The sequence below is a fragment of the Streptomyces sp. AM8-1-1 genome, from assembly GCF_032229325.1.
Taxonomy (GTDB): domain Bacteria; phylum Actinomycetota; class Actinomycetes; order Streptomycetales; family Streptomycetaceae; genus Streptomyces; species Streptomyces achmelvichensis.
In genome coordinates, this window is sequence record NZ_CP135086.1 from 5,703,987 (window position 1) to 5,727,509 (window position 23,523).

The window sequence follows — 23,523 nt, forward strand, 5'->3', positions numbered from 1 at the left end:
GGAAATAAATGCGTCATTTCGGGCACCTTCCGCCTGGCGTCCGCGACAGTCTGTTCCATCAGGAGCCGTGCGAATTCACCACCGCCGCTCCCGCTCGTACACTCGCGGCCGCGCTGGGGGCGACGCTCTACAGCCCCGCCACCCGTCCGAACCTCGCCGACGACGTGATCAAGCTGGCGGGCAACGGAGTGGTCTCCATGGTCCTCTGCCTGGAGGATTCCATCGACGACGCCGATGTGCCGGAGGCGGAGGAGAACCTGGTCCGGCAGTTCGCCGCCCTCGACGAGCGCGGCGCCGAGCTCCCGCTCCTGTTCATCCGGGTCCGGGAACCCGGTCAGATTCCCGATCTGGCACAGCGCCTCGGCTCCTCCGTCCGTCATCTGTCCGGATTCGTACTTCCCAAGTTCACGGATGAGCGTGGAGTGCCCTTCCTGGAGGCGCTCACCGACGCCGAGACGGCCACCGGACAGCGGCTCTTCGCGATGCCCGTCCTGGAATCCCCGGAACTTCTCCATCTGGAGACCCGCACCGAGACACTCGCCGGGATCGCCCGCACCGTCGACAAGTACCGCGAGCGCGTCCTCGCGCTCCGGCTCGGCGTCACCGACTTCTGCTCGGCCTACGGGCTGCGCCGCGCACCCGCCATGACCGCCTACGACGTGCAGATCGTCGCCGCCGTCATCGCCGACGTGGTGAACGTCCTCGGAAGGGCCGACGGCACCGGATTCACCGTGACCGGCCCCGTGTGGGAGTACTTCAGGCTCCAGGAGCGCATGTTCAAGCCGCAGCTGCGCCGCAGCCCCTTCATGGAGGGCCGGGCGGAGGAGCTGCGCACCGCGCTGATCGAGCACGATCTGGACGGACTGCTGCGCGAGATCGAGCTGGACCGCGCCAACGGCCTCCAGGGCAAGACCTGCATCCACCCCTCGCACGTCCTGCCCGTACACGCTCTGTCGGTTGTCAGTCACGAGGAGTTCAGCGATGCGCGGGACATCCTTCGCCCGGACCGGGAAGGAGGCGGAGTGATGCGCTCCGCGTATACGAACAAGATGAACGAAGTGAAGCCGCACCGGGCCTGGGCCGAGCGCACCCTGCTGCGCGCCGAGGTCTTCGGGGTCGCCCGGGAAGAGGTCGGCTTCGTGGAACTGCTCGCGGCCGGGCTCGCCGGCTGAATGACGAGGAAAGAGAACGTCGACGTGGTCTGGTCGGGAACGTGGGTCGCGGAGCGGCTGGGCGTCGGGCTCCGAGGAGACGAGCAGCTGCCCGCCCTGCTGGGACTGGCCCTGCGCCGCAATCCCAAGCGGGCACATCTGCTCGTGTCGAACGTGCTGGGCAAGCATGTGCCGCAGGCCCCCTCCGTCGTCTACGACGCGGGGCACGGCCTCGGTGAGCGGGTGCGCAAGCTCCTCGGCGACGAGGAGGCGGCCCGGGCGGTCGTCCTCGGCTACGCGGAGACGGCGACCGGCCTCGGTCACTCGGTGGCGGACGGGATCGCTCTCGCGCCGTATCTGCACTCCACGCGGCGACCGGTCGAGGGTGTGGAGCGCGCCGGAGGCTTCGAGGAGTCCCACTCCCACGCCACCTCGCACCTGCTGCTGCCGGAGGATCCGGACCTGCTGGCGGGGGAGGGCCCGCTGATCCTCGTGGACGACGAGTTCTCCACGGGCAACACCGTCCTCAACACCATTCGTGACCTGCACGAACGCTATCCGCGCGACCGCTATGTGATCGTGGCGCTGGTCGACATGCGCGCGGAGCAGGACCGGGCCCGGCTGGAGTCCTTCGCGACGGAGATCGGCGCTCGGGTCGACCTCGTGTCGCTGGCCTCGGGCACGGTGAGCCTGCCGGAGGGCGTGCTGGAGAAGGGGCAGGCCCTGGTCGCGCAGTACGAGGCCCGTACCGGTGAGGCCCCGAAGACTCCCGAGGGGCCGGCCGGCCGGGTGCGGCGCGTCGAGCTGGAGTGGCCGGAGGGCGTGCCCGACGGCGGACGGCACGGCTTCACCCCCGAGCACCGCGACCGGCTGGACGCCGAGGCGCCGGCGATGGCGCACCGCATCGCGCGGGCGCTCGACCTCCCGACGGCGACCGCGACCGTGACCGGGGCCGCGACCGGGGACGGCGCCGCCGCGCGCCCGCGCCCCCGCGTTCTCGTTCTCGGGTTCGAGGAGCTCATGTACGCGCCCCTGCGTCTCGGCACCGCCCTGGAGCGGATCGCCGACGCCGAGGTGCGCTACTCCACCACCACCCGTTCACCCGTCCTCGCCGTCGACGACCCCGGCTACGCGATCCGCACCCGGCTCGTGTTCCCCGCCCACGACGACCCGGCCGACGGCCCCGGCGAGCGGTACGCCTACAACGTCGCCGGCGGCGGCTTCGACGCCGTCGTCGCGGTCGTGGACTCCGTCGCCGACACCCCCCTGCTGCACGCCCCCGACGGCCTGCTCGCACAGCTGGCCGCCCACACGCCGCACGTCGTGCTGGCCGTCGTGCCCTCGTACACTCCGCACACCCCGTACACCCCCGGAAGGGCGTCCATGCTGCCCGAGCCCCTGCGCGGACCCGCGTTCTCCTCCTACGCCGCCGATGAGGTCGGCTGGCTGCTCCAGGACCTCTCGGACGCCGAACTGGAGGCGCCGACCGAGGAGCGCGAGGAGGCCATCCAGAGCGGGGGCGCGCACTACGCCGAGTCGCTGCCGGTGGAGTACCAGCCGAGCGCCGAGTACCAGCAGCTCTTCAAGGCCGCGCTGGACACCTCCGCGGCCCGCATCGCCCGCGCCGTCGGCACCGTCACCGAGACCGTCCTCGCCGAGGTCCCCCTGCGCCGCGGCCGGCGCGGGACGGACCCCCACCCGCGACCGGTCCTGGTCTCGCTGGCCCGCGCCGGCACCCCCGTCGGGGTGCTGATGCGCCGCTGGGCCCAGTACCGGCACGGCATCGACCTGCCGCACTACGCCGTGTCCATCGTGCGGGGCCGCGGCATCGACGCCAACGCCCTGCGCTGGCTCCAGCAGCACCACGACCCCGCCGACGTCGTGTTCGTCGACGGCTGGACCGGCAAGGGCGCGATCACCCGCGAACTGGCCGCCGCGGTCGCCGAGTTCGAGGGCTTCGACCCGGAGATCGCCGTGCTGGCCGACCCGGGCGGCTGCGTGCGCACCTACGGCACCCGCGAGGACTTCCTCATACCCTCCGCGTGCCTCAACTCCACGGTCTCCGGCCTGATATCGCGCACCGTCCTGCGCTCCGACCTGGTCGGCCCGGACGACTTCCACGGCGCGAAGTTCTACCGCGAACTCGCGGACGCCGACGTCTCGAACCACTTCCTCGACACCGTGGCCGCCCGCTTCGACGAGGTCGCCGTCGCGGTCGACGCCGAGGTCAAGGAGCTGCTGGCCGCCGACCGCGCCCCGACCTGGGAGGGCTGGGCCGCCGTCGAGCGCATCAGCGAGGAGTACGGCATCCACGATGTGAACCTGGTCAAGCCGGGCGTGGGCGAGACGACCCGCGTGCTGCTGCGGCGCGTCCCCTGGAAGATCCTCGCCAAGCGCGGCGCGGGCGCCGACCTGGACCATGTGCGGCTGCTGGCCGAGCACCGCGGCGTACCGGTCGAGGAGGTCGACGAACTCCCTTACACCTGCGTCGGGTTGATCCACCCCCAGTACACACGCGGCGCGACCGGCGCCGACGGCAGGGCGGTGACGACGCCGTGAGCACCGCGCCCACCCTCGTCGCCAGCGACCTCGACCGCACCCTCATCTACTCCAGCGCGGCGCTCCAGCTCACGATGCCCGACGCGGACGCCCCCCGGCTGCTCTGCGTCGAGGTGTACGGGGGCAAGCCCCTGTCGTACATCACCGAGACGGCCGCCGGGCTGCTGCCCGAACTCGCCGCGGCCGGCGTCTTCGTACCGACGACGACCCGCACCCGCGAGCAGTACGGCCGGATCCATCTCCCCGGCCCCACACCGCAGTTCGCCATCTGCGCCAACGGCGGGCACATCCTCGTCGATGGCGTCTCCGACCCCGACTGGCAGCGGCAGGTGGCCGCCCGCCTCGGCGACGAGTGCGCCTCGCTGGACGAGGTCCGCGCCCATCTCGTCGCCGCGGCCGACCCGGCCTGGCTGCTCAAGGAACGCGTCGCCGAGGATCTCTTCGCGTACCTCGTCGTCGAGCGCGCCCTGCTGCCCGACGGCTGGGTCAAGGAGCTCGCCGAATGGGCGGCGCCCCACGGCTGGGCCGTCTCCCTCCAGGGCCGCAAGATCTACGCCGTACCGCAGCCGCTCACCAAGAGCGCGGCGGTCCGTGAGGTCGCCCGGCGCACCGGCGCCGAGCAGATCCTCGCCGCCGGGGACTCCCTCCTCGACGCCGACCTGCTGCACGCCGCGGACCGCGGCTGGCGGCCCGGCCACGGCGAACTCGCCGACAGCGGCTGGCGCGCGGCGAACGTCGAGGTGCTGGAGGAGACGGGCATCGCGGCGGGCGAGGAGATCCTGCGGCGGCTGCTCGGCGCGATCGGCCCGGTGGCGTCGCTGCCGGCGGCCTGACCGGGGCGGGGCGGGGGAGGTGGTGTTCCGCCGCCCCCGCCGCCCGGTCGGTCAGCGGCGCCGTACCCCGGTGCCCCGCTTGCGCAGGCGTACGCCGATGAACGCCACCACCCCGAGCACCGCGGCCACCAGCACCACGGTCGAGTAGGTGGAGACATAACCGGTCACGTCCTGCCAGTTCTCGCCGAGCAGGTATCCGGCGAGGATGAAGACGGTGTTCCAGATCGCGCTGCCCAGCGTCGTCAGCCCGAGGAACAGCGGCAGCGACATCCGCTCCACACCCGCCGGCACCGAGATCAGCGACCGGAAGATCGGGATCATCCTCCCGAAGAACACCGCCTTCGCACCGTGCCGCGCGAACCACGCCTCCGTCCGCTCGATGTCGGCGACCTTCAGCAACGGCAGCTTCGCGGCGATGGCGACCGTACGGTCCCTGCCGAGCAGCGCGCCGACCCCGTACAGCGCGAGCGCACCGATCACCGAGCCCGCCGTCGTCCACACAAGGGCCGCGATCAGGTTCATCTGCCCGGTGCTCGCCGAGAAGCCCGCCAGCGGCAGGATCACCTCGCTGGGCAGCGGAGGGAAGAGGTTCTCCAGGGCGATGGCGATGCCCGCCCCCGGGGCGCCCAGGGTGTCCATCAGGCCGTTGACCCAGCCCGGAGCGCTGCTTTCGATCGCGGTTTCCATGCGGGCCACGCTAGGGAGCCGAAGCTGAAGAGAGACTGAAGGCCGCCGCACACCATCCTGCGGTTTTCCGCAGTGTGCGAGATGTGCCGGACCGGCTAGCGTGACCGATCATGAGGGCGGTGGCGGTACGGGGAGCGTGGTACGCGGCGGGGCTGGCCCTCGGGGCCGCGACCGCCGTCGCCGAACTGCTCCTCGCCCTGCCGGCGGGCCTGTCCCTGCTGCTCGTCCTTGCCTGGCCGCGCGGCCGCCGCGCCGTGCTGCGGCGGCTCGGTGCGATCGCGGCGAGGATCGCGGACACCGAGCGGCGCCGGCTGAGCCGCTTCCTCGGAGTGCGCATCTCCGACACGTACGACGACGGGCGCGCCCTGCGCTACGTCGTGGCCCGCTGGCCGCTGGGGCTGCTCGGCGGTCTCGTGCTGTTCTGCATGGCGACCGGCACCCTCTACGTCGGATTCGGCCTGTTCGGCTGGTTCTTCAACGGCATCGAATACCCCTGGGCGGTCGTCGGCACCGGCCTGGCCGGGCTGTTCCTCGTGTTCCTCACCGTCCAGGCCGTCTTCGGCACCGCCCTGCTGGAAGGGCAGCTGGCCGGGCGTCTCCTCGGTCCCAGCCATCAGGACGAGTTGGAGCGGCGCATCACCCAACTCGCCACCAGCCGCGCCGAGATGATGGACGCCGTCCACGACGAACGCCGCCGCATCGAGCGCGACCTCCACGACGGCGTCCAGCAACGCCTCGTCGCCCTCGGCATGCTCATCGGCCGCGCCCGGCGCAGCCGCGACACCGAACGCGCCGGCCAACTCCTCCTCCAGGCCCACGAGGAGAGCCGCCGCGCCCTGGCCGAGCTGCGCGAGGTCGCCTGGCGCATCTACCCGACCGTGCTGGACGAGGCGGGACTGCGCGCCGCCCTGGAGACCGTCGCGGAACGCACCCCGCTGCCCGTGCACCTGGACTACACCGTTGACGAACCTCCCGGCCGCCAGGTGCAGACCGTCGCCTACTTCGTCGTCTCCGAAGCCGTCACCAACGTGGTCAAGCACTCCGGCGCCACCCGTATCACCGTCACCCTGCGACGTGAGCCCGGCGCACGGACGCTGTGCCTGCGCGTCGAGGACGACGGCTCGGGCGGCGCCGACCCGACGGGCGGCGGACTGCTCGGCCTCGCGGGCCGGGTCGCCGCGCTCGACGGGCGGTTCGCGGTGCACAGCCCGGCCGGAGGACCCACCGAGATCACCGCGGAGCTGCCGTGCGCGTAATCCTGGCCGAGGACTCGACCCTGCTGCGGGAGGGCCTCGTACGCCTGCTCGCGGAGGAAGGCCACGAGGTCCTCGCGGCGGTCGGCGACGCGGAACAACTGCTCGCGGCCGTCGAGGCGCACACGCCGGACGTGGTCGTCGCGGACGTCCGGATGCCTCCGACCCACACCGACGAGGGCCTGCGCGCCGCCTTGGAGATCCGCCGCCGGCGGCCGGAGGTGGGTGTTCTGGTGCTGTCGCAGTACGTGGAGAAGCGGTACGCGACCGAGCTGCTGACCCCGGACCCGGAGGGCCCTCAGGGTGTGGGTCCGGGTGCGGGCCACGGTGCCGGTCATCGGGGCGCGGGCCATCAGGGCGTCGGCTACCTCCTCAAGGACCGGGTGGTCCAAGTGGACGAGTTCCTGGACGCGTTGGAGCGGGTGGGGCGGGGGCGGGCGGCCTTCGACCCCGAGGTGGTCCGCCAGCTCCTGGCCCGCAGCAGCCGTACGGACCCGCTCTCGCGGCTGACGGCGAGGGAGCGTGACGTGCTGGGGGAGATGGCGCAGGGGCACACCAACGCGTCGATCGCCGCGCATCTCCATGTGTCGCAGAGCGCGGTGGAGAAACACATCAACGCGATCTTCGACAAGCTCGGCCTGACGGGCCTGACGGGCACGACGGGCTACTCACGTCGGGTGCTGGCGGTGCTGAGGTATCTGGGTTCGTGAGGCGCCGGCCGGTGCGTGTGGTGTCGGCGGGTGCGTGGGGCGCCGGCGGCGTGTGGTGGCGCTGGTGGTCGGGTGCGCGTGGTGGTGACGCCGGTGCGCCGGGTGCTGAGGGCGTGCGGGGCGCCCGCGGGGGTGTGGTCCGCGGGCGCGTCCGGGGCGGGCGTCCGTCAGCCGCAGCAGCCGCCACCACAGCAGCCGCCGCCCCCGCCACCACCGCTGGGGGCGGGCGCGGGGGAGGACTTCGTACCGCCGACGGCGACGGTGGACAGCAGCTTCACGGTGTCCTCGTGGCCGGCCGGGCAGCTCGCCGGATCGGCGGAGCGGGCCATCGGCCGGCTGACCTCGAAGGTGTCGCCGCAGCTGCGGCAGCGGTATTCGTAACGGGGCATGGCCTCAGGCTACGCGGTCGGCCGCGGGCCGGGCGGGTCCCTCCGGGACTCGGAGGCTCCGGAAGCGGAGTCCCGCGTGCCGCCGTGCGTACCGGTGATGCCGTGCGTACCGGTGGTGCCTGGAGTACCGGTGGCGCCCCGAGTACCGGTGGTGCCTGGAGTGTCGGTGGCGCCCGGTCCCTGCCGGGTGCCGGTGGTGAGGCCGGCCGGCTCCCGCTCCGACCCGGATCCCTGCACCGCCTTGGCCTCGGCCCGGCGGCTTGCGTGGAGCTCCCGCTCGGCCTCCTCGGGATGGCGGGCGCGCCAGTACGGGTTGTCGTGCGGCAACGTCGAACTGACCCTGCCGTACATCCCGAACGTCATCAGCATCAGCCCCACCACAAAGCTGAACAGCACGTTCTGGATCTCGAAGGCGAGCGGGTTGAAGTCGGTGTCCAGCAGGGCGAGATTGATGAAGCCGCTCGCGACGAAGAGGACGCCGAGGACCATGTTCAGCGTCGAGGCGACATTGCCGCCGATGACCATGCCGACGAGCAGCAGAACTCCCACACAGATGGAGAGGACGCTCAGCGCGCCGTTCGTGCTCAGACCGGCGACCTTGTCACCGTCGGTGTCGAAGAAACCGATCTTGTCGATCAGCCCGAGGATGCCGAAGGCGATCAGGATCAGCCCCATCAGTCCGGCACCGACGCGGTAGACGCGGCTGAGGCGGTGGTCGACGGGAAGGTGATCGTCGAACCGGAGGCGCTTGCCTCCGGCGGTGTTCCGGCTTCTGCCGTGCAGTACGTGAGCGGCCATGTCCGGCCTCCTTGGGGACGTACTCGTCCTTCCAGCATCCGCCTGCGACGGGACGGCTTCAACTCAGTGGGCCGGGGGGCGCCTGGGTGCGGCCGGGTGCGAGGGCGCCTGGGGCCGGTGAGTGGGGCCGGGTGCCGGCGGGGGCCCACTGGGCCGGTCGGGGGGCGGTACGGAAGGCGGGCGCGGCCCGGCGGGCACAGGGAACGCCTCGCGGCTTGGCGGCGGTACAGGGCCCGATCCGCCGGTCAGCCGCTGTGGGCGCCCCGGTCCTCCCTGATCTGGTCGACCACGCGGGCCGCCGTACGCCGTACGGCTTCCGTCTCCATCAGGAAGTGCCAGTAGTCGGGGTGACGCCCTTCGAGGCCGGTGACGGCCCGGTCCAGCCGGGCGACCGCGTCGTCCAGTGGGCGCGCGTGACGGGGATCGGGGGTGTTGCGTCCGGCCATCGCGAGCCGCTGGGCATCGCGGATGGCGAAGCGTGTGCGGTCGATCTCGTGCTGCGGGTCCTTGGACACGGCGTTCAGCCGCTGGAGCCGGTCACCGGCGGCCGAGACCGCCTCATCGGTGCTGTTCAGCAGCGCGCGGACCGTGCTGAGGAGGGCGGTCGCGTCCGGCCAGCGCTGCTCCTCGCGCGCCTTCGCCGCCTCGCGGAGCTTCTCCTCGGCCTGCCGCACGCTGTTCGCGGCCTGGTCGGGCACCGGCTGGAGGTCCTGCCAGCAGGCGGCGGCGAAACGGCGCCGCAGCTCGCTGAGGACGGGGTCGACGGTGCCGGCACGGTTGGTGAGGGCCTGGGCGCGCGTACGCAGCGACACCAGACGCTTGTCGATCTCCGCCGCGAGCTCGGGCAGCCGCTCGGCCTCGGCCCGTACGGCCTCGGCGTCGCGCATCACCCGGTCGGCCCGCTGGAGGGTCTCGGCGACGCCGTGGCGCCCGGCGCCCTGGTTGAGCATGGTCAGCTCGGGGGCGAGGGCGGCGAGGCGGGCGGCCAGATCCTCCGCTCGCAGACCGGAGCTGCGCACCGAATCGAGAGCATTGCTCGCAGAAAGGAGCGCCTGGCGCGCCCGCTCCACGGCGGGGGCGAGCCGGGCCAACTGCGTCTCGGCCTTGTCGAGCAGCGGCCCGAGCCCCGCGGCGAACCGGTCGAGATCGCCCTTGACCCGTACGAGCTCGTCCTTCGCACGGTTCAGCTCACCGCGCGCCTGCGAGGCGACGGAGGGTTCGAGATCGTCCCGGTCGAGGTCATGGGCGTCGACGGCGGTGATGTAGAGCTGGCTCACCTCATCGATCCGCCGCCCGAGGGCGGCGAAGTCGTCCACCGTACGACGGGCCCCGGGCGAGCTGTCCACGGCCGTGATCGTCTCGATGGAGATCCGCAGATCGCGCTGCGCGGTGTCCAGCTCGTAGAAAGCGGCGGCTGCGGCGTCCTTCGCGGCCTGCGCGTCGGCCCGCTGACTCTCCCCGCGCCCGCCGAACCAGCGCCGCGTACCCCCGCCGGCGAACGATCCCGACATCACACCCGACAACGCCACGGCCACCATCGGCACAGGCAGCAGCACCAGGGCGAGGACATCCCGGACGGCACTCGCTTTCGCTCTTTCGTGCGGCTGCGCGTGTGTCGCCGTCACATCCCTCTCCCGTGCCGTGTCGCCGTACCCGGTTCATTCTCCCACCAGGTAGTGACGAACACACGGGTCGGTTAGTTCGCGCTTCGCACCGTCACTTTGCCGTTGTCGCTGCGAGCCTTCACGACATGGGAGCTGCCGGCGTCGGTGGGCACGTCGACATCGACCCCGCCGTTGTCGCTCTTGGCGGTCACGGCGTACGGCGCCCCGGAGCGCGGCAGCTCGATGACGACCCGCCCGTTGTCGCTGACGGTCTCCACGGTGTCCGGCACGGCGGCGAGCCCGAGCTCCACCCCTCCGTTCTCCGACCGCGCCTTCACGGTCCGCGCGGTGACGCCCTGCGCGACGACCTTGCCGTTGTCGCTCACGAGATCCAGCGCCCCACTGGAGTCCCGCACCTCGACGGCCCCGTTGTCGGACCGGATGGTGAGCGGCGTACGGAACCCGCCGGCGGTGACACCCCCGTTGTCGTCCTCCACGGTCACCGCGACATCCCGCGGCACCTTCACGGTGTGCCGGGCCTCGCAGTCACTCGCGACGGCAGCGCACTTGACCCGCAGGGTGAGCCGGTCCCCCTTCATCTTCCACGTCGCCTCGGGCCCGCTCCCGAGGAAGACCCACCCATCGACCTGCCGGGTGACCTCGACGTCCTTCACATCGGCGGCGACGAGGTCGATACGGGAGTCGTCGCTGTCGACGGTGAGGGTCTTCCCGGCGAGGGGAAACTTCTTGCTCTCGACGGGAGCGTCCTCGGCCTCGGCACCCCCACACCCCGCCAGTACGACGACCAACCCGGCGACCCCACCCCCGACGACGGCGGCCCGGAGGCGGCGCTGCGCGGATGAGCGCGCGGTGGTGACGCGGGTACCGGTGTGAGCGGCCATGGTGATCATTCCCCCTGTGGATGCGGTGGTGCGGTGCGGTGCGCGGTGCGCGGTGCGGGTGGTGCTGTGCGCGGTGCGGGCGGTGCGGTGCGGTGCGCGGTGCGGGCGGTGTGGTGCGCTCCACTGCGCCGACGCGCTCTCACGGTATGAGCGAGGGTGCGGCCTGTACGATCCGGCCGACCACCGGGTCGGGGGTGGGGGTAGCCCCCGGGGGCGCGGCGGGTGCGGGGTCGCCTTGGCGGGTGGGAAACGGGTTTGCGGGGCGGGCCAGTGGGCCATGTACCCTGTTCACTCATCCACGGGTGCGTAGCTCAGGGGTAGAGCGCTGCTCTTACAAAGCAGATGTCGGCGGTTCGAAACCGTCCGCGCCCACCAGTGCGAAGGCCCCGACCGATCATGGTCGGGGCCTTCGTCGTGCCACCTGGATGCCACATGACATCCAGGGCTGACATCAGCGGGCCGGCGGTGCGATGCCGCGGCTCGGCCCATCAGTCTGTCCGGCGGGGCGAGCCGAGGGCACTCCATCAGCCCCGGTCAGCCTGTGGGCCGCTTGTTGAATGCGGCGAGAGTCGCCTTGTTCGTCGAGGCGTCCTGGAACACGAGCTCCCAGGGCCCGGTGTTGACGTCGAACTCTTTGCCGAAGCCGACCCACTTGCCCGTCATGCGACGGCCTGTCGGCTCGATGAGCAGCTGAATCGCACCGTGGTAGCGGGCACCGCGGTAGTAGCCGTCGGTCGCGGTCTGCTCAGTCCAGGTTCCCGTGGCAACGTGACCGTCGATTTCCAGGTCCATCGTCAACGGACTGTCGGACGACCCCGGCAAGCTGCGAACGGTGAGCCGGTTGCCATGCTGCAGTACGACGACATAGTGCTGACCGATGAGTGCCGAGTCGCGGCCGGAGCTGAAGTACTCGTAGCGGCTGAGCCACACGCCGCTGTAGTTGCGATGCGCGCCTTGCCGCTCCGTGTGCGGCGCGACCGTCGGGGCGATGTTCGTGGATGCTTCGACGTCGTGGCCGCCGCGGCCGTCCTCGGAAACCAGCGCAGTCGACATCGTGCCGGAGAAGCCGAGGGACTCGATCGGCAGTCCTGTTACGGACTCCAGAGCGCGGGCGTACACGGCTCGCGGTGCGGTGGTGATGCCGGACTCCCAGCGTTGTACGAGTCGCTTGTTGGCATCGTTGGGCTGGCCCGCGCGGGTGCCGGCATCCCGCACGGCGCGGGCAAAGTCGTCTTGGGACATGAGCAGACCGAGGCGGACCGCTCGCAACGCGCTGTTCGGTGTGGCCATATCAAGAGACGGTAGCTCCAACTTCCCTCCAATGACACCGAAATGACGCCCCGTGTGTCGTCGGTTTGACGCCCACGCTCGAGCGATCCCCGGCTGCCGTACGCGTGGTCTCGGCCGCCGATGCGCCCGTGATGTCCCCCGCCTACCCGCCCTGCGCCTGTCCGGGCTGCCTCAGGGCGAGCACGGAATCGTCCCGCAGACTCCCGCCCGCGCCGGTTCACCCCTCTCCATCCGGTGCGTGGACGGGCAGGCCCTCAGCGGAGGGCGACATCCCTACAGGAGGAAGCATGACCATCGAGTCAGTCCGTCCCGCGAGTACCACCGACCCGGCCACGCTTGTCGACGCCGAGGTGATGCGACGCCTCACCGCCCGCGTCATCAAGGACCACCCCGAGATCGATCGCGGCACGGCCCGCCGGATCGTCGGCCAGACGGCCGCCTTCCTCGCCACCAGCAGCCGGCGCCCGGGAGTCGAACTGTCGCCGAGCAAGCTGGTGGACATCGGCTGGCACACCTGGATCCTCCACACCGTCGACTACGCCCAGTTCTGCGAGCGGGTCGTCGGCCGGTTCGTTCACCACGTCCCCACCCCGGACAGTGAGGAGTCAGCGTCCAGTCCCGAGGCGGCCCGTGAGCGCACGCTGGCCGCCATGACTCAGGCGGGGTTCACGATCGACCTCGATCTGTGGCCCGAGACGGCCAAGATGGGTGAGTGCTCCCAGTGCCACGCCGGATGCAGCGACAGTCCCAACGGTGGCAAGAAGAAGTAGCGGGGCGACGGTCTGGCGGCCGTCCGGCGATCCGCCGAGCGGCCGGCTCTGCGAAGGGAGTGCAGGTGACGAACACCAACGTCGCGTGGGAGACCTACTCGAAGCAGAAGCCCGAGCGGCGCTTGACGAACGCTGCCGGCGAAAGGACCTGGTTCAACTGGACTCAGTACGCCGACCATGGTCCCGGTGCTGAGGTCCTGGCCATCACGCCGGGTGCGAACGTCCTTGACCTCGGCTGCGGTAAGGGCGGCAACATCGCTCACGTTGCCGCTCTCGGAGCCCGTGCGGTCGGCGTCGACGTATCTCGCGCGCAATTGAGGGCCGCCGAGGAGCGCTGGACCGGTAGTGGCGTGGCGCTGCACCATGCAGATGCCGTGCGATTCCTGACCGAGAGCAGCGAGCAATTCGACGCGATCTACTCCGTGTTCGGCGCTGTCTGGTTCACGGACCCGGGCGATCTGCTGCCTGTCGTCCATCGGCGGCTACGTCCTGGCGGAGTGCTCGCCTTCTCCCAACGCCCCGCCATCGAAGGCTGCTACGGCTGCCAAGCCTCGTACATCAACCGGTCCGAGGGCGAGGACCCTCTTGTTGTGAAGCGCTGGGACTACGAACCCGAACGGTGGCTGGCGATCCTGCACGACCACGGGTTCACCACAGATACCGCCCGCGTGCTCGCCGCACCGCCCGGGCCACGAAAGGTCGGCACACTGGTCATCACCGCACATCGCAGTGGTTGAAGCAGTAGCTCCGGTCGGGCTCGGACGGTCAAGTCGGCAAGCGGGGGCCGAACCTCAAGTGGTTCGGAATAGTTCTGGCGACAAGCAGTGAGTAGAAGCCTTCTCTACGGGTTCAAGGCGGCTCGCTCCGCTCGCCGCGCGCTCCCCGGCGTCACCGCCGGGGACGACGCTCCTGTCTCCGCCCCGCTCCGGGCCCCGGCTCCGCCGGCCGCGCGGTGAGAGCGAGCACACCTGATGCGGTGGACGGTAGCCCGCTGTGGCTGGGGCCGGTCGGCTCCGCGGCTTTAGGCAGCCACCATGAGGCGAGCCTCGAAGATCGGGGCCCACATCGGGCTATTGCGGGCAGGTCCAGAGGCTGCACGAGTCGCGGAAAGCTTACGGGCCCCATCTCTCGCCCCACGGCAGCTCCCGTCCAAAACCGCTGCTGTCGACCTACGAGAAGGCGTCCATGAGCAAGCGGATGGCGAACCCGCCGAAGATGTAGACGTTCATGGCCAAGCCGAACCATGCAAACATCAGCATGCTCCGCCGGCGCCACTTCAGCGCGTAGGCATCCGGGCTTCCCTGGCGCTCAAACGACGTGCGCCACCCCTTGAAGTCTTTGATCAAGGCCACACAGAACAGCCCTACGAGGCCGAAGCACGCGAACACCGCCCCCAGAACCCACATGCGGAGATCAGACCAGGGTTTGACAGCCCTGCATAGCCAGAAGTGACGGCCGTGAAGGGCAAGCCCCTTCCCCCGACGCCCAAGGCTGGGCAGGGTTACAAGCTCGTTGACCCGACCAAGCACAAGCCGAAGGGCAAGTGACCTGAGAGGCAGCTCCTCCAGGGCCTGCCCCTCAGGCGTCCGCCGATAACTTCCTAGTCAGAGGGCATCACGATGAAGGCATATCCCGACTTCGGCCACCCGGGCATCGACCCCAGCCCCTGGTTCAAGCTTCGCTAGCAGTACTCCCGCGGGCCGTCGCAGGCCGGTTGGGGGATAGGGATCAAGCATCAGGACAGCGCGACAGCGCGCATGATCATCTGACACATCAACGATGTGAGACGGCCTCAGCAGCGAGCGGCCGCCTGGGGTTGTTGCCCGTAAACCAGTCCACAGCGTTACGAGGCTTCAAGACAGTCGCTCCCCTTCGGGGCGGGTAGCAGCACCTAGTTGTCGATGTCCACCCCGCGCTTACGCAGGTATTCCTCCGAACGCTCAGCCAGGCGCCGATAGTAGGGCCAAACGGGGGTAGCGCTTGGCCTCTGAGAGTCGCGGTACGCGAGAAATGGAACGGCAGAGCGCTTAAGTCGCACCAGCGCAGGAGCCCAGAGATCCAGAAAATCTTTCTCGCTCACATATCCCTTCTCGCAGTAAAATCCGGCGATATCGAGGGATGCCAAGGCTCTGTTTGCCATTTCGTACTGTTCGCCAGTTAGGCTTTCGACACCTCCTCGCATTTCGTGGATTATCTTTCGCCCAGACTGCAGCTTGGGGTCAATTAGCGACTCGTGCAGCTTCAGGGAGACGTCTCTTTGGTCATTTCTTACCGATCTATATAACGAGAATAAACTGATCAGTAGCGCTATGCTTGATATTGCAATTGCGGGATAATTCACGGCATCACTCTCTTTGCGGGCTGAATGGCGAGGTTTTGCATGCTCTTCGGTACGGCGCGTTCTCTCGGCACTGGCCGGTCTGCTTGCCGCCAGCCGTGAGGTGGTTCGGCGCTGCGTAGTCGTGCGTGCCAGATCCGTGCCAGATTGAGCGGTCAGTCACGGTCAATTGGGGTGTGAGGGGTGCAGGCAAGGCTGACAAGCTTGGCGCTGGTGTGTGCCGGTTGACCAGCCAAGACTGCTCCCTGATCGGTGCCAGGCTTACGAAGCAGCGTTCATTGCTCTCTGCCGTACGGCGGTGCATGCCACCAGGGTGCTGCCGTCCTCGGTAGGTCCGATGCCATGAGGCCAAACGCCGCCTGATCCTCACCGGTGCAGGCGGCCGAGGGCGGTGAGGTACTCGAGCGCGAGCTGCCAGCGCTGGTGACTAGGTGCGCAAGGCGGCCTACTTGGCTTGCGGCTTCCTCGGGTCAAGCAGCAGGACGTGCACGACTGTCGTGATCATGAAGGCCCAGACAGCGACTGCGAACCATCCGTTCACCTGGGGTTGCACGATGGCGAAGCCGAGGACGGTCGCGCTCAGGACGGTGTACACAGCCGCGATCCGCCACCCGACAACGTGCCGGTACGAAGCGACGATGAAGGGGAGACAGGCGAGGACCGACATGCTGAGGAGCGGGACGACGGCCCAGGCGTACCGGTGCCATGGCTGGCTGAACATCCGCGGTCGAGTCGTCTGCGTCAGGTACGGGCTGAGATGGTCTGCCATGCAGCACAGCATGGCCGCTCTTGGGCTGCTTGGTCAGGAGTTGGCAAGCATTGATGCGAATTGGTCGCGCCCAGCAGCCTGCCGACTAGCTCATTCCTCATGCTTCTGTGACCCGACCAGTGGTGGCTGTGGGCACGGGAAACGCTTGGGTTGTTGTTCGTTGTCGCTATTGTGGGTGCGTCCCTGGTCACGCCTCTGCTCGTGGTTGTCGCCGTCAAAGCGGTCACAGACTGGCGCAGATCGGCGACGCGGGGCCGGGCCATCGCGGCCCTGGGGAAGTCCTATCAGGACGGGCAGGGCCGTGCCCCTCGTGTGCCCGATCGGTAGGCGATCAGCGGGGAGCGAGGGGGAATGACAAAGGGGCTCCCGAGAACGCGCAGCCAACGTCTTGGTAGTTCAGGCCCGGATCCGGTTACGGGATCTTCCAAACTGGTACTCAGGGCTCCGTCGCAGACGCTGGGTGTCAGCCACAGGCAGCATCATCTAAGGCCGCCCCACCCAGTTCTCCGGGACAAGCGGCGCCGGCGTCAGCCAAGCAAACGCGAGTTGGGCCGTGGCCTGGAACAACAGCGGCTCTGCCGTGCTGGCTGCCAGCATCGGCCAGGCGAACAACAGCATCGGCGCTGCCAGAGCCATTCGGAACCGGGCGACATCCATCTCGGTGTGCGCTAGTCCCGCGAGGAGTGCGAGGAACAGCGTGGGAACCCCAGTAATGACCAGCACCATGAGGCAGTCTCGTACGACCACGGCGTACGAGTCCTCGTGCCGGCCCGCCAGAGTCATGATCACCCAGGCCAGCGCGTAGAGGATCAGATAGGTGAGGACGCATTGCGCCATGCGTCCCAGAACCCGCCTCATGCCCGGACCGGCCGGCTGGCGTGTCTCCCAGATCAGCATTTGTTCACTCGTCCCCGCCTGCAGAGTGGATTTGAACGCGTTCGAAAGTATGGCACCACTCGACAGCCGTGCGATGCGGAGGGTGCTCGCAGGCAGATGGGACACGCCTGTCGTCCTGTCGAGCGATTGTGTGACCGGGATGACGACGCTGACCGATCCGGCTAGCGCTACGGATCAGAAGGTGACCGTGCCAGATCCGTGCCAGATCGAGCGGTCAGTCACGGTCAATCGGGGTGTGAGGCGGTGCAGGCAAGCGCCGACAGGCTCAGCGCTGTTTGTTCGCCTGTTGGCCAGCGAGGACCGGCCTGCGATCGGCGCCAGGCTTACAAGCAGTGATCGTGATACCCGGCGCACTTGATCTGACGATTGACGAGTGCGCGTGATGCACGGACCCGAAGTCAACGGGGCGTTCGTTGTTCTCAGGAGTTGGGCGCAGCTGCCACAGGCCGTCCGGTGGATTCGAGTTACTAGTAGACATGTATCCGGCTGTCGCCCAGGACGTCGGACGCCGCCGCCCGGAGGCCCTTCACGGCCTCGTACAACAGGTGCTCCCGCTCAACGGCGAGCTCGATGTCCGCGAGCTTGCGGGAGGTATCACCCGCGTTGGCATCGCGCACCATCCGCCGCATGACCTCAGCGAGGTCGTCGGCCGCGTGGACCACACTGTAAAGCGCATCCACCACGGACGGCGGACCTTCGAGGATGACGAACTCGGCGGCCCGGTGAACGCCGCGGACTTGGACGGCGAAGCGCTCCATCTTCTCGTTGACTTCCCGCAGGTCCGGCGGGTCTGCCCGCAGCGCGTCCCGCACGGCATCCAGGGCAACATCGCGGTCGTACACCGCGCCCAGGTAGTTCGCGTAGGCGTCTCGGCGGTGTTGCCGGCGCCACTGGCCGAACTGCGTGCGCGCCGCAGCGCGCCCAGTGACAATCGCGGAGCCGAGGGTGGCGAGTGAGCCTACGGCGGCGCCGAGCAGTGCTGTGAGTCCAGCGTCCATGGCCCCATTCTTCCTGCGACCAGCCTTAGTTGGCTGCTGAGATGGGCTTCAGGACAGAAGCCGAGTCCGTAGCTCCGGACACGCCCCCTGTCACCGCCAGGCAGAATCACCGTCCACTAAGAGTCTCTCTATGGCGGGGAAGGCGTCCGCGTAGGTCTCGAGCCTGCGACTAGGCCTCAACGCATTCCGTAGGGGCAATCTGCAGCGGCGGTAGTTCTCGCACCAGATTTGCACCAGTTGGCACGGCGAGCTGCAATCAATGACGGCGATCGCAACGAACCCCTTAACATCCCCGCCCGGCACGTCGTTGCTGGTCAGCTGCTGAATCGGCACTCGATGATCCGTGATTCTCAAGCTCAGGGCCCGGCGATCAGTACGGCCGCGTCTTGTGGGCTTCCAGCGCAGCGCTGTACCGCGCCAGCAGATCGTCGAGGTTGGCAAGCAGTAGGCCGGCAGTCTCCCGTGCCCCGGCGAGGTCGTTCTGATCGCACGATTCAACGACTTCCGCAACTTCGCTGCGGATGATGGAGAGCGAGTCACCCTGGATCAAGACGCCAGGGAACCGACGGGGTGGCAGGCGTACCACAGCGTTGTTCCCAACGTCCGTGAACAGCTCAGCTTCGACGCGCTCCATCGGGCCATCCAACCTGACATCACCATCTGACATCAACGACGGTGTACAGGAGCAGCATCGGGCGGCTGCCCGCAGCGGCGTCGTCGATGGTGTGACCCGGTCTGCCAGCGGTCCGCGGACTTGCAAAGCAGATGCCGGGGTTCGAAGCGTTCCCGCCACCAATGCAAAGGCCCCAACCGAGCATGGTTTGGAGGCCTTTGGCGTCCTTTCCGACAAATGGCGATGACAGCAGCGAGAGCGGGTCATCGAGTCATCGCCGGTGCTTGCTCTGCCTTCTGACCGGCTGACAAGTGGGAGCGGTGCAGAGACGACGCTTACAGTCTCCGTGTCACGCTGACGAGCCTTTGCTACGGGAGACAGCGATGCTCTTGGAGCTTGTCCTCTTCTCGATGGGCCTAGTTGGAGGTGCGCTCTTGGCTACGGATTATCGGGGAGCAGCAGACTGGTTCCTGTTGTTCATCTTCAGCCTCGTCTCCGGCAGGCCTAACGACGTCCTTCCGCGCAGCTTCGCCCGGGGGTTTGGAGCGCTTGCCGCCGTCTTGAGCCTTGTAGGGATCGCTGCCCATACCGTGAATGCCGTCACTGGTCACTGACTCGTGGACAGATCAACGCGGGCAGTGAGTTGCAACCTTCTCCCCGTCGCGCGTCTGGATCGAGACTTTCTGTCGGTGGACACCTTCCCGGCGATCCTTCTCAGCTCAGTTGCTCGGCCAGTCCGACGATGATGCCCTCGGGGCCGCGGACGTAGCAGAGCAGATAGCTGTCCTCGAACCGGGCGATCCCGCCGACGAGTTCGGCGCCGTGAGGGCGCAGACGGGCAACGGTGTCCTCGAGGTCGTCGACGGCGAACATGACGCGGTGCGTGCCCAGAATATTGTGCGGCCGGTTGCGCGGCCCGGCGCTGATCACCGCGGGACTGCGGTACTTCGCCAGCTCGAGCCGGCTGTGACCGTCCGGGGTACGGACCATCGCGATGTCACAGCGGACGCCGTCGAGTCCGGTGCACCGGTCGGCGACGAGGCCCTCGACCACCGCCCTGCCCTCCAGCTCCATACCGAGTTCCACGAAGAACGCGATGGCGGCATCCATGTCCTCGACGACGATGCCGACATTGTCCATCCGCTGAATCGCCATGCTGGTTTCTCCTTCTTCTTCCTCGCGCGGCCGACGGTGGCCGCTGATGCCCCTGGGACGGAGCCGACAGCACGTTCTCGACATCCGCAGACCGCCGAACTCCGAAAATCTGAAGCCCGCCTCAGGTGAGATTCATCCGGACGTCCGGGACGCCGACGTGCGCTGTACCGTCTTCGTGAACGATCACGGGGAGCCGAACAATGACAGTTGATCTCCAGTTCAGTTGGGAGCTCGACGGCACTGGCTGGGCGACGTGCCGAATCGCTGACAACTCCTCGGAATGCAAGGACACCGTCAGCTACTGCACGGACGCTCTTGCCGACCTGCTGTGCGCACTATCAGGTCTCTATGGACCTTCTACCGTCCAGCGGGTCTCCTTCGACCTTGAGCCGACGGAAGCGCGATGGGTTCTGCGCCGCCGGGGCTCGGACGTGGACATCGCGATCTACCGGTTCCCGGACATGGCTGTGAGCTTCGGTGTACCCGACCGGGAGGGATCGCTCTCATGGAGCTCCACCCAACCCCGTAGCGCCCTCAGCCACGCCGTCATGGAGGCGGCACAGACGGTGCTGCGGGCCCATGGAGAGGACGGCTACCACGAGAAGTGGAGGCGTTACCCCTTCCCTGTCGCTGCTCTTCAAGACCTTCGGCGCCTCCATCTGCGCGATGACGGATGCCAGCGAGAGCACGACGTGTCACTGCCTTGAGCGCCCGGTGATGGTGGTTGCCGATCCGGCTGAGCCGGGGGCCGGGCCGACCATCAAGAGAGCCTGGATGCCATGCCTGACAGCAGCAGCTGACACCGACAAGCGTGAACAGCGTCGATCAACGCTGCACCGCAGCGGCTTGCGAGCAAGGCGCGGAGAGAGTTGAGCATGCCGATGCGTCTCTGTGATCGACCTGATGTGGATGAGGCCACAGGTTCAAATCCTGTCAGGGCGTGGGGGGTTGTCCTGGTCAGCGGACGGGCGCCCCTCGACCTGACTCGGTCATTGAGACTCCGCCTCCCAGACACCCTGACCGACGAGCCGCCGTCCTGGAGGAGTAGCCGAGGCAGAGTTGCGTCCCCGAGGTTGCTGTTGACGCGTGGCGTGCAGCGATACTCCGGTATGAGCAGACCTCGACTTGTTCGTCGGTGGGCTCGCGCACGGCGCGGCCGCCGCGTCGCCGTTCGGCGCGGACAGCCTCCCGTCTCCGCCCAGGCCGGCCGCGCCCGACCGCGCGCTACGTGCAGCGGGCTGAGAAGCTGCATCGGCGAGAAGGTCCGAGGGGGCAGACCACATGACGGCACAGGGAACCATCACGGTAGAGCGCATGGACGGCTCGGCCGCAGCACAGGCTGTGGACGCGTTCAGGCTGATCTACGCCGATGTGTTCGCGGAGCCGCCGTACAACGAGACCGCTGACGACGTCGCAGCCACCTTCCGGCGCTTTCGTTCCCAGACCCGCAAGCGCACCTTCCGCGCCGCCCTGGCCCGTACCGAGGACGGCGAACCGGTCGGCATGGCATACGGGTTCACGGTCGAGCCCGATACAGCGTGGTGGGACGAACTGACCGAGCCCGTGCCCGACGACATGCGGCGCGAGGACGGACACCGCACCTTCGGACTCATGGAACGTGCCGTGTGCGCACCCTGCCGCGGGCAGGGTGTCGCGCGGCGTCTGCACGAGACCCTGCTCGACGTCATCGAGGCCGAACGGGTGCTGCTGAACGTCCACCCGGACAGCAAGGCAGCGTCGGCCGCCTACCAGGCGTGGGGCTATCGGAAGATCGGCGAGGCGCGCCCGTGGGCGGGCCCGGACCTCTATGACGTCATGCTGCTCGACCTGCTCGACCTGCTCGACCTGCTCGACCTGCTTGACCTGCGCGCACAAGCGAACGCGCATCGAGTGGGATGAAGCGGCCTCGCTTCACTCGTCCTCTGCGGGAGCCGGCGGCCCGTCCCGTTCGACCAACAAGCCGTCAGGGCCCATCGTGTAGAACCGGGGCGACCCCATCGCTTTCACGGCCCTCCGCAGCTCCGCTTCCCTTTCGGCGCGGTCGGGGCCGTGCGGCTCCCTCACTCGGAAACCATGGAGCTCGATGTTCTCGGCGTCGACGTCTCCGGGCTCCGGCATGCCCTCCTGGATGAAGCCGCAGAGCGCACGCAGGGCGTCTTCGCCGAGTTCCAGAGGATGAAAGGGCAGGGCGTACGGCTCCTCTTCCTCACCCGGCCACGGAATCACATCGGCCGGACGGTCCCCAGCCCAGTAGGGAAGTTCGAAGGGGAGCGGTTCCCCGATGTTCTCGATGACCCCGGCTTCCGGCGACAGGCTCAGAGACCGGATGAGACGCCCGTCCTCCCATACAGCGAACGCCAACCAGTCGACCACACTGTGCATGGCGTGCAGGACCAACCGTCGGCCGGCACTCGCCGCGACGAGATGCCGGGGGAGCTGCGACGGGTAATCGATCATCACACGCCGATTGCAGACGATCTCCACGCCGGGCCAGCTCGCCGCATAGGCCGTTCCATCAGGCGGATACACGCCGTCATACAGGTGCGAGCCATCGCTCTCCTCGATCTCGCAGCCAGGATGAAGACGCCGCATCATGACGGACGTCTGTTCCACGTCCGCCGCTCCCACCTGCCGCAGTAGGCAAGGCACATCGCCCTCGGCGTACACGAGCAGACCGGTCTTGGCTCCCATGGCCCCTCCCCAAACGCATGGTCAATTCGTCGATGCACCGTATCCCCCCTCTCTGACACAGGAGCGGTGTCATCAGCGCGGCCGCTGTGGGCCGTCTTCTCAGGCGAACGGCGACATGCCGCGGCTCTCCACGTGGGCGAGCGTGGCCTCAAGGCATGCGTCGGCGGGGCCAAGGGACGGTGACCCTGCGAAGGTCCCCGTGCCCACAACCGCGCCGGGTCGGACGGAACTCACGGGGCACACGGCGGCTGCCGATGGAGGCCACAGTCGGCAGACGCCGAGGTCGGCATCGGGCAGGTCGGACCCAACTCGCCCCACCCCGCTCTCCAGCGGTCGCGGGTTCGCATCTTGTCGGGGATACCCTCGGCGGGTCAGCGTCTCGCCGGGGGGACCGGGAATGGACACATCCACACCGCGTCGCGCCGGAGACTTCCGGGTCGTCGGCGTCGCGTTGACCGCCGCCGTCTTCGTCACCGTGTGGTGGGGCTTCATAGGGTTGAGTACTGAGGACTTCGGCAGCAACTGCCTCTACTACTTCGGGGAAACCGGGCCGCAAGCCGACCACTGTCACCGAGTGAACGATCGGGCGGAAGCATGGCTCCCCTGGCTGGTGTCCGTCGCGTGGACCGGCGCAGTGCTGAGTCTCTTGCTGCCACGCAGCCTTCCTCCGGGCCGGCGCACGGCCGCCGCCATCGTCGTTGTCTCTCTGGTCGTCGCCGTGGTGCTCGGAGGCCACGCCATGGCCGTCTCGACGCCCTAGGACGGACGCTCGTCCCCACATCATGCGGCGCAGGGCAGATGCCGGACGCCGGAGCGCCGTACGCGACCGCGACCCGATCGAGAACAGATACGTCCCATGGGTGCCGATCTCTGACCGGCCCCGCTCCATCCGACCGAGCAGATCTGTCCGCCCACGCCTGGAGGTTCTGGCGTGACCGACAACCGGCCGATCTCGGATCTGCCGACGATCGATGACACCCCTATGGGCCGAAGTCGCCGAACGCGTTCACGCCACCGCCGGGATGCCGCCGCCGGCCCGATCGCAGGACGGCAGCCCGCCGCTCTGCCGGGTGTCGCGGAACTCAGAATTGCTCGGACGCCTGCAGTCGGCCCATC

Annotated in this window: 23 protein-coding genes and 1 tRNA gene; 11 read left to right on the forward strand and 13 right to left on the reverse strand. The window is 68.7% G+C overall.

Features of this window, described 5'->3' with window-relative positions; genetic code table 11:
- The first annotated feature begins 8 nt into the window (after positions 1 to 8).
- The 3 genes from RPQ07_RS25565 to RPQ07_RS25575 are packed head-to-tail and all read left to right on the forward strand — an operon-like array spanning position 9 to position 4,543.
- Positions 9 to 1,172, forward strand: coding sequence for an HpcH/HpaI aldolase/citrate lyase family protein (locus RPQ07_RS25565; RefSeq protein ID WP_313946523.1), 1,164 nt, complete (start codon positions 9 to 11; stop codon positions 1,170 to 1,172).
- Complete coding sequence (locus RPQ07_RS25570; protein WP_313946524.1) at positions 1,173 to 3,710, forward strand: phosphoribosyltransferase; 2,538 nt, start codon at positions 1,173 to 1,175, stop codon at positions 3,708 to 3,710.
- On the forward strand, positions 3,707 to 4,543 hold the full coding sequence (locus tag RPQ07_RS25575; protein ID WP_313946525.1) for an HAD family hydrolase: 837 nt from the start codon (positions 3,707 to 3,709) through the stop codon (positions 4,541 to 4,543). Before RPQ07_RS25570 ends, RPQ07_RS25575 begins: the two co-directional genes overlap by 4 nt.
- 51 nt (positions 4,544 to 4,594) lie before the next feature.
- Here RPQ07_RS25575 and RPQ07_RS25580 read toward each other — a convergent pair whose 3' ends face one another.
- Positions 4,595 to 5,230 (reverse strand): DedA family protein, encoded by a 636-nt coding sequence (locus RPQ07_RS25580; protein ID WP_313946526.1) that lies wholly within the window; start codon positions 5,228 to 5,230, stop codon positions 4,595 to 4,597.
- Positions 5,231 to 5,340: 110 nt separating this feature from the next.
- Here RPQ07_RS25580 and RPQ07_RS25585 point away from each other — a divergent pair, with 110 nt between their 5' ends.
- Positions 5,341 to 6,486: a sensor histidine kinase gene (locus RPQ07_RS25585; RefSeq protein WP_313946527.1), complete on the forward strand. Its 1,146-nt coding sequence runs from the start codon at positions 5,341 to 5,343 to the stop codon at positions 6,484 to 6,486.
- The gene (locus RPQ07_RS25590; RefSeq protein WP_313946528.1) at positions 6,477 to 7,193 is read left to right on the forward strand and encodes a response regulator transcription factor; all 717 of its coding nucleotides are present in this window, start codon (positions 6,477 to 6,479) and stop codon (positions 7,191 to 7,193) included. Before RPQ07_RS25585 ends, RPQ07_RS25590 begins: the two co-directional genes overlap by 10 nt.
- A 167-nt stretch (positions 7,194 to 7,360) precedes the next feature.
- Here RPQ07_RS25590 and RPQ07_RS25595 read toward each other — a convergent pair whose 3' ends face one another.
- The 4 genes from RPQ07_RS25595 to RPQ07_RS25610 form a co-directional block, all read right to left on the reverse strand.
- A complete protein-coding gene (locus tag RPQ07_RS25595) occupies positions 7,361 to 7,582 on the reverse strand; it encodes a zinc ribbon domain-containing protein (RefSeq protein WP_313946529.1) in 222 nt (73 codons plus the stop codon).
- 9 nt (positions 7,583 to 7,591) lie between these two features.
- Positions 7,592 to 8,380, reverse strand: coding sequence for a DUF4383 domain-containing protein (locus RPQ07_RS25600; protein ID WP_313946530.1), 789 nt, complete (start codon positions 8,378 to 8,380; stop codon positions 7,592 to 7,594).
- Between the two features lie 245 nt (positions 8,381 to 8,625).
- Positions 8,626 to 10,005 carry a hypothetical protein gene (locus RPQ07_RS25605; protein ID WP_313946531.1) on the reverse strand — a complete coding sequence of 460 codons (1,380 nt, stop codon included), beginning with the start codon at positions 10,003 to 10,005 and terminating at the stop codon, positions 8,626 to 8,628.
- 71 nt (positions 10,006 to 10,076) lie between these two features.
- A complete protein-coding gene (locus tag RPQ07_RS25610) occupies positions 10,077 to 10,886 on the reverse strand; it encodes a DUF4097 family beta strand repeat-containing protein (protein WP_313946532.1) in 810 nt (269 codons plus the stop codon).
- A 300-nt stretch (positions 10,887 to 11,186) separates the two neighbouring features.
- Here RPQ07_RS25610 and RPQ07_RS25615 point away from each other — a divergent pair.
- Positions 11,187 to 11,261, forward strand: a tRNA-Val gene (locus RPQ07_RS25615).
- Between the two features lie 159 nt (positions 11,262 to 11,420).
- On the opposite strand, the gene RPQ07_RS25620 is transcribed toward RPQ07_RS25615, so the two are convergent.
- The gene (locus RPQ07_RS25620; RefSeq protein ID WP_313946533.1) at positions 11,421 to 12,176 is read right to left on the reverse strand and encodes an XRE family transcriptional regulator; all 756 of its coding nucleotides are present in this window, start codon (positions 12,174 to 12,176) and stop codon (positions 11,421 to 11,423) included.
- Between the two features lie 287 nt (positions 12,177 to 12,463).
- Between RPQ07_RS25620 and RPQ07_RS25625 the strand changes: the two genes are divergently transcribed.
- Complete coding sequence (locus RPQ07_RS25625; RefSeq protein ID WP_313946534.1) at positions 12,464 to 12,946, forward strand: hypothetical protein; 483 nt, start codon at positions 12,464 to 12,466, stop codon at positions 12,944 to 12,946.
- Between the two features lie 65 nt (positions 12,947 to 13,011).
- Positions 13,012 to 13,683: a class I SAM-dependent methyltransferase gene (locus RPQ07_RS25630; protein WP_313946535.1), complete on the forward strand. Its 672-nt coding sequence runs from the start codon at positions 13,012 to 13,014 to the stop codon at positions 13,681 to 13,683.
- A 432-nt stretch (positions 13,684 to 14,115) separates the two neighbouring features.
- On the opposite strand, the gene RPQ07_RS25635 is transcribed toward RPQ07_RS25630, so the two are convergent.
- From RPQ07_RS25635 to RPQ07_RS25660, 6 genes are all read right to left on the reverse strand, one after another.
- A complete protein-coding gene (locus RPQ07_RS25635) occupies positions 14,116 to 14,352 on the reverse strand; it encodes a hypothetical protein (protein ID WP_313946536.1) in 237 nt (78 codons plus the stop codon).
- 1,377 nt (positions 14,353 to 15,729) lie between these two features.
- On the reverse strand, positions 15,730 to 16,053 hold the full coding sequence (locus tag RPQ07_RS25640) for a hypothetical protein (RefSeq protein WP_313946537.1): 324 nt from the start codon (positions 16,051 to 16,053) through the stop codon (positions 15,730 to 15,732).
- A gap of 483 nt (positions 16,054 to 16,536) precedes the next feature.
- Positions 16,537 to 17,055: a hypothetical protein gene (locus RPQ07_RS25645; protein WP_313946538.1), complete on the reverse strand. Its 519-nt coding sequence runs from the start codon at positions 17,053 to 17,055 to the stop codon at positions 16,537 to 16,539.
- Between the two features lie 362 nt (positions 17,056 to 17,417).
- Positions 17,418 to 17,948, reverse strand: a complete 531-nt coding sequence (locus RPQ07_RS25650; protein WP_313946539.1) for a proline dehydrogenase — start codon at positions 17,946 to 17,948, stop codon at positions 17,418 to 17,420.
- 370 nt (positions 17,949 to 18,318) lie between these two features.
- Positions 18,319 to 18,582 carry a DUF6959 family protein gene (locus RPQ07_RS25655; protein WP_313946540.1) on the reverse strand — a complete coding sequence of 88 codons (264 nt, stop codon included), beginning with the start codon at positions 18,580 to 18,582 and terminating at the stop codon, positions 18,319 to 18,321.
- Between the two features lie 693 nt (positions 18,583 to 19,275).
- Positions 19,276 to 19,716: a VOC family protein gene (locus RPQ07_RS25660; protein WP_313946541.1), complete on the reverse strand. Its 441-nt coding sequence runs from the start codon at positions 19,714 to 19,716 to the stop codon at positions 19,276 to 19,278.
- A gap of 200 nt (positions 19,717 to 19,916) precedes the next feature.
- Between RPQ07_RS25660 and RPQ07_RS25665 the strand changes: the two genes are divergently transcribed.
- Both RPQ07_RS25665 and RPQ07_RS25670 read left to right on the forward strand, forming a co-directional pair.
- Positions 19,917 to 20,423 carry a hypothetical protein gene (locus RPQ07_RS25665; protein WP_313946542.1) on the forward strand — a complete coding sequence of 169 codons (507 nt, stop codon included), beginning with the start codon at positions 19,917 to 19,919 and terminating at the stop codon, positions 20,421 to 20,423.
- Between the two features lie 574 nt (positions 20,424 to 20,997).
- Positions 20,998 to 21,615, forward strand: coding sequence for a GNAT family N-acetyltransferase (locus RPQ07_RS25670; protein ID WP_313946543.1), 618 nt, complete (start codon positions 20,998 to 21,000; stop codon positions 21,613 to 21,615).
- 12 nt (positions 21,616 to 21,627) lie between these two features.
- On the opposite strand, the gene RPQ07_RS25675 is transcribed toward RPQ07_RS25670, so the two are convergent.
- Positions 21,628 to 22,407, reverse strand: coding sequence for a DUF6928 family protein (locus RPQ07_RS25675; RefSeq protein WP_313946544.1), 780 nt, complete (start codon positions 22,405 to 22,407; stop codon positions 21,628 to 21,630).
- Positions 22,408 to 22,804: 397 nt separating this feature from the next.
- Here RPQ07_RS25675 and RPQ07_RS25680 point away from each other — a divergent pair, with 397 nt between their 5' ends.
- Positions 22,805 to 23,167 carry a hypothetical protein gene (locus RPQ07_RS25680; RefSeq protein WP_313946545.1) on the forward strand — a complete coding sequence of 121 codons (363 nt, stop codon included), beginning with the start codon at positions 22,805 to 22,807 and terminating at the stop codon, positions 23,165 to 23,167.
- Positions 23,168 to 23,523: the final 356 nt, after the last annotated feature.

Excerpts from the sequence above, each read along its gene's own strand:
- RPQ07_RS25565 (WP_313946523.1), top strand. The coding sequence starts at position 9 with ATGCGTCATTTCGGGCACCTTCCGCCTGGCGTCCGCGACAGTCTGTTC.
- RPQ07_RS25570 (WP_313946524.1), top strand. The coding sequence starts at position 1,173 with ATGACGAGGAAAGAGAACGTCGACGTGGTCTGGTCGGGAACGTGGGTC.
- RPQ07_RS25580 (WP_313946526.1), bottom strand. The coding sequence starts at position 5,230 with ATGGAAACCGCGATCGAAAGCAGCGCTCCGGGCTGGGTCAACGGCCTG.
- RPQ07_RS25585 (WP_313946527.1), top strand. The coding sequence starts at position 5,341 with ATGAGGGCGGTGGCGGTACGGGGAGCGTGGTACGCGGCGGGGCTGGCC.
- RPQ07_RS25595 (WP_313946529.1), bottom strand. The coding sequence starts at position 7,582 with ATGCCCCGTTACGAATACCGCTGCCGCAGCTGCGGCGACACCTTCGAG.
- RPQ07_RS25600 (WP_313946530.1), bottom strand. The coding sequence starts at position 8,380 with ATGGCCGCTCACGTACTGCACGGCAGAAGCCGGAACACCGCCGGAGGC.
- RPQ07_RS25610 (WP_313946532.1), bottom strand. The coding sequence starts at position 10,886 with ATGGCCGCTCACACCGGTACCCGCGTCACCACCGCGCGCTCATCCGCG.
- RPQ07_RS25620 (WP_313946533.1), bottom strand. The coding sequence starts at position 12,176 with ATGGCCACACCGAACAGCGCGTTGCGAGCGGTCCGCCTCGGTCTGCTC.
- RPQ07_RS25625 (WP_313946534.1), top strand. The coding sequence starts at position 12,464 with ATGACCATCGAGTCAGTCCGTCCCGCGAGTACCACCGACCCGGCCACG.
- RPQ07_RS25635 (WP_313946536.1), bottom strand. The coding sequence starts at position 14,352 with ATGTGGGTTCTGGGGGCGGTGTTCGCGTGCTTCGGCCTCGTAGGGCTG.
- RPQ07_RS25640 (WP_313946537.1), bottom strand. The coding sequence starts at position 16,053 with ATGGCAGACCATCTCAGCCCGTACCTGACGCAGACGACTCGACCGCGG.
- RPQ07_RS25650 (WP_313946539.1), bottom strand. The coding sequence starts at position 17,948 with ATGGACGCTGGACTCACAGCACTGCTCGGCGCCGCCGTAGGCTCACTC.
- RPQ07_RS25655 (WP_313946540.1), bottom strand. The coding sequence starts at position 18,582 with ATGGAGCGCGTCGAAGCTGAGCTGTTCACGGACGTTGGGAACAACGCT.
- RPQ07_RS25660 (WP_313946541.1), bottom strand. The coding sequence starts at position 19,716 with ATGGCGATTCAGCGGATGGACAATGTCGGCATCGTCGTCGAGGACATG.
- RPQ07_RS25665 (WP_313946542.1), top strand. The coding sequence starts at position 19,917 with ATGACAGTTGATCTCCAGTTCAGTTGGGAGCTCGACGGCACTGGCTGG.
- RPQ07_RS25670 (WP_313946543.1), top strand. The coding sequence starts at position 20,998 with ATGACGGCACAGGGAACCATCACGGTAGAGCGCATGGACGGCTCGGCC.
- RPQ07_RS25675 (WP_313946544.1), bottom strand. The coding sequence starts at position 22,407 with ATGGGAGCCAAGACCGGTCTGCTCGTGTACGCCGAGGGCGATGTGCCT.
- RPQ07_RS25680 (WP_313946545.1), top strand. The coding sequence starts at position 22,805 with ATGGACACATCCACACCGCGTCGCGCCGGAGACTTCCGGGTCGTCGGC.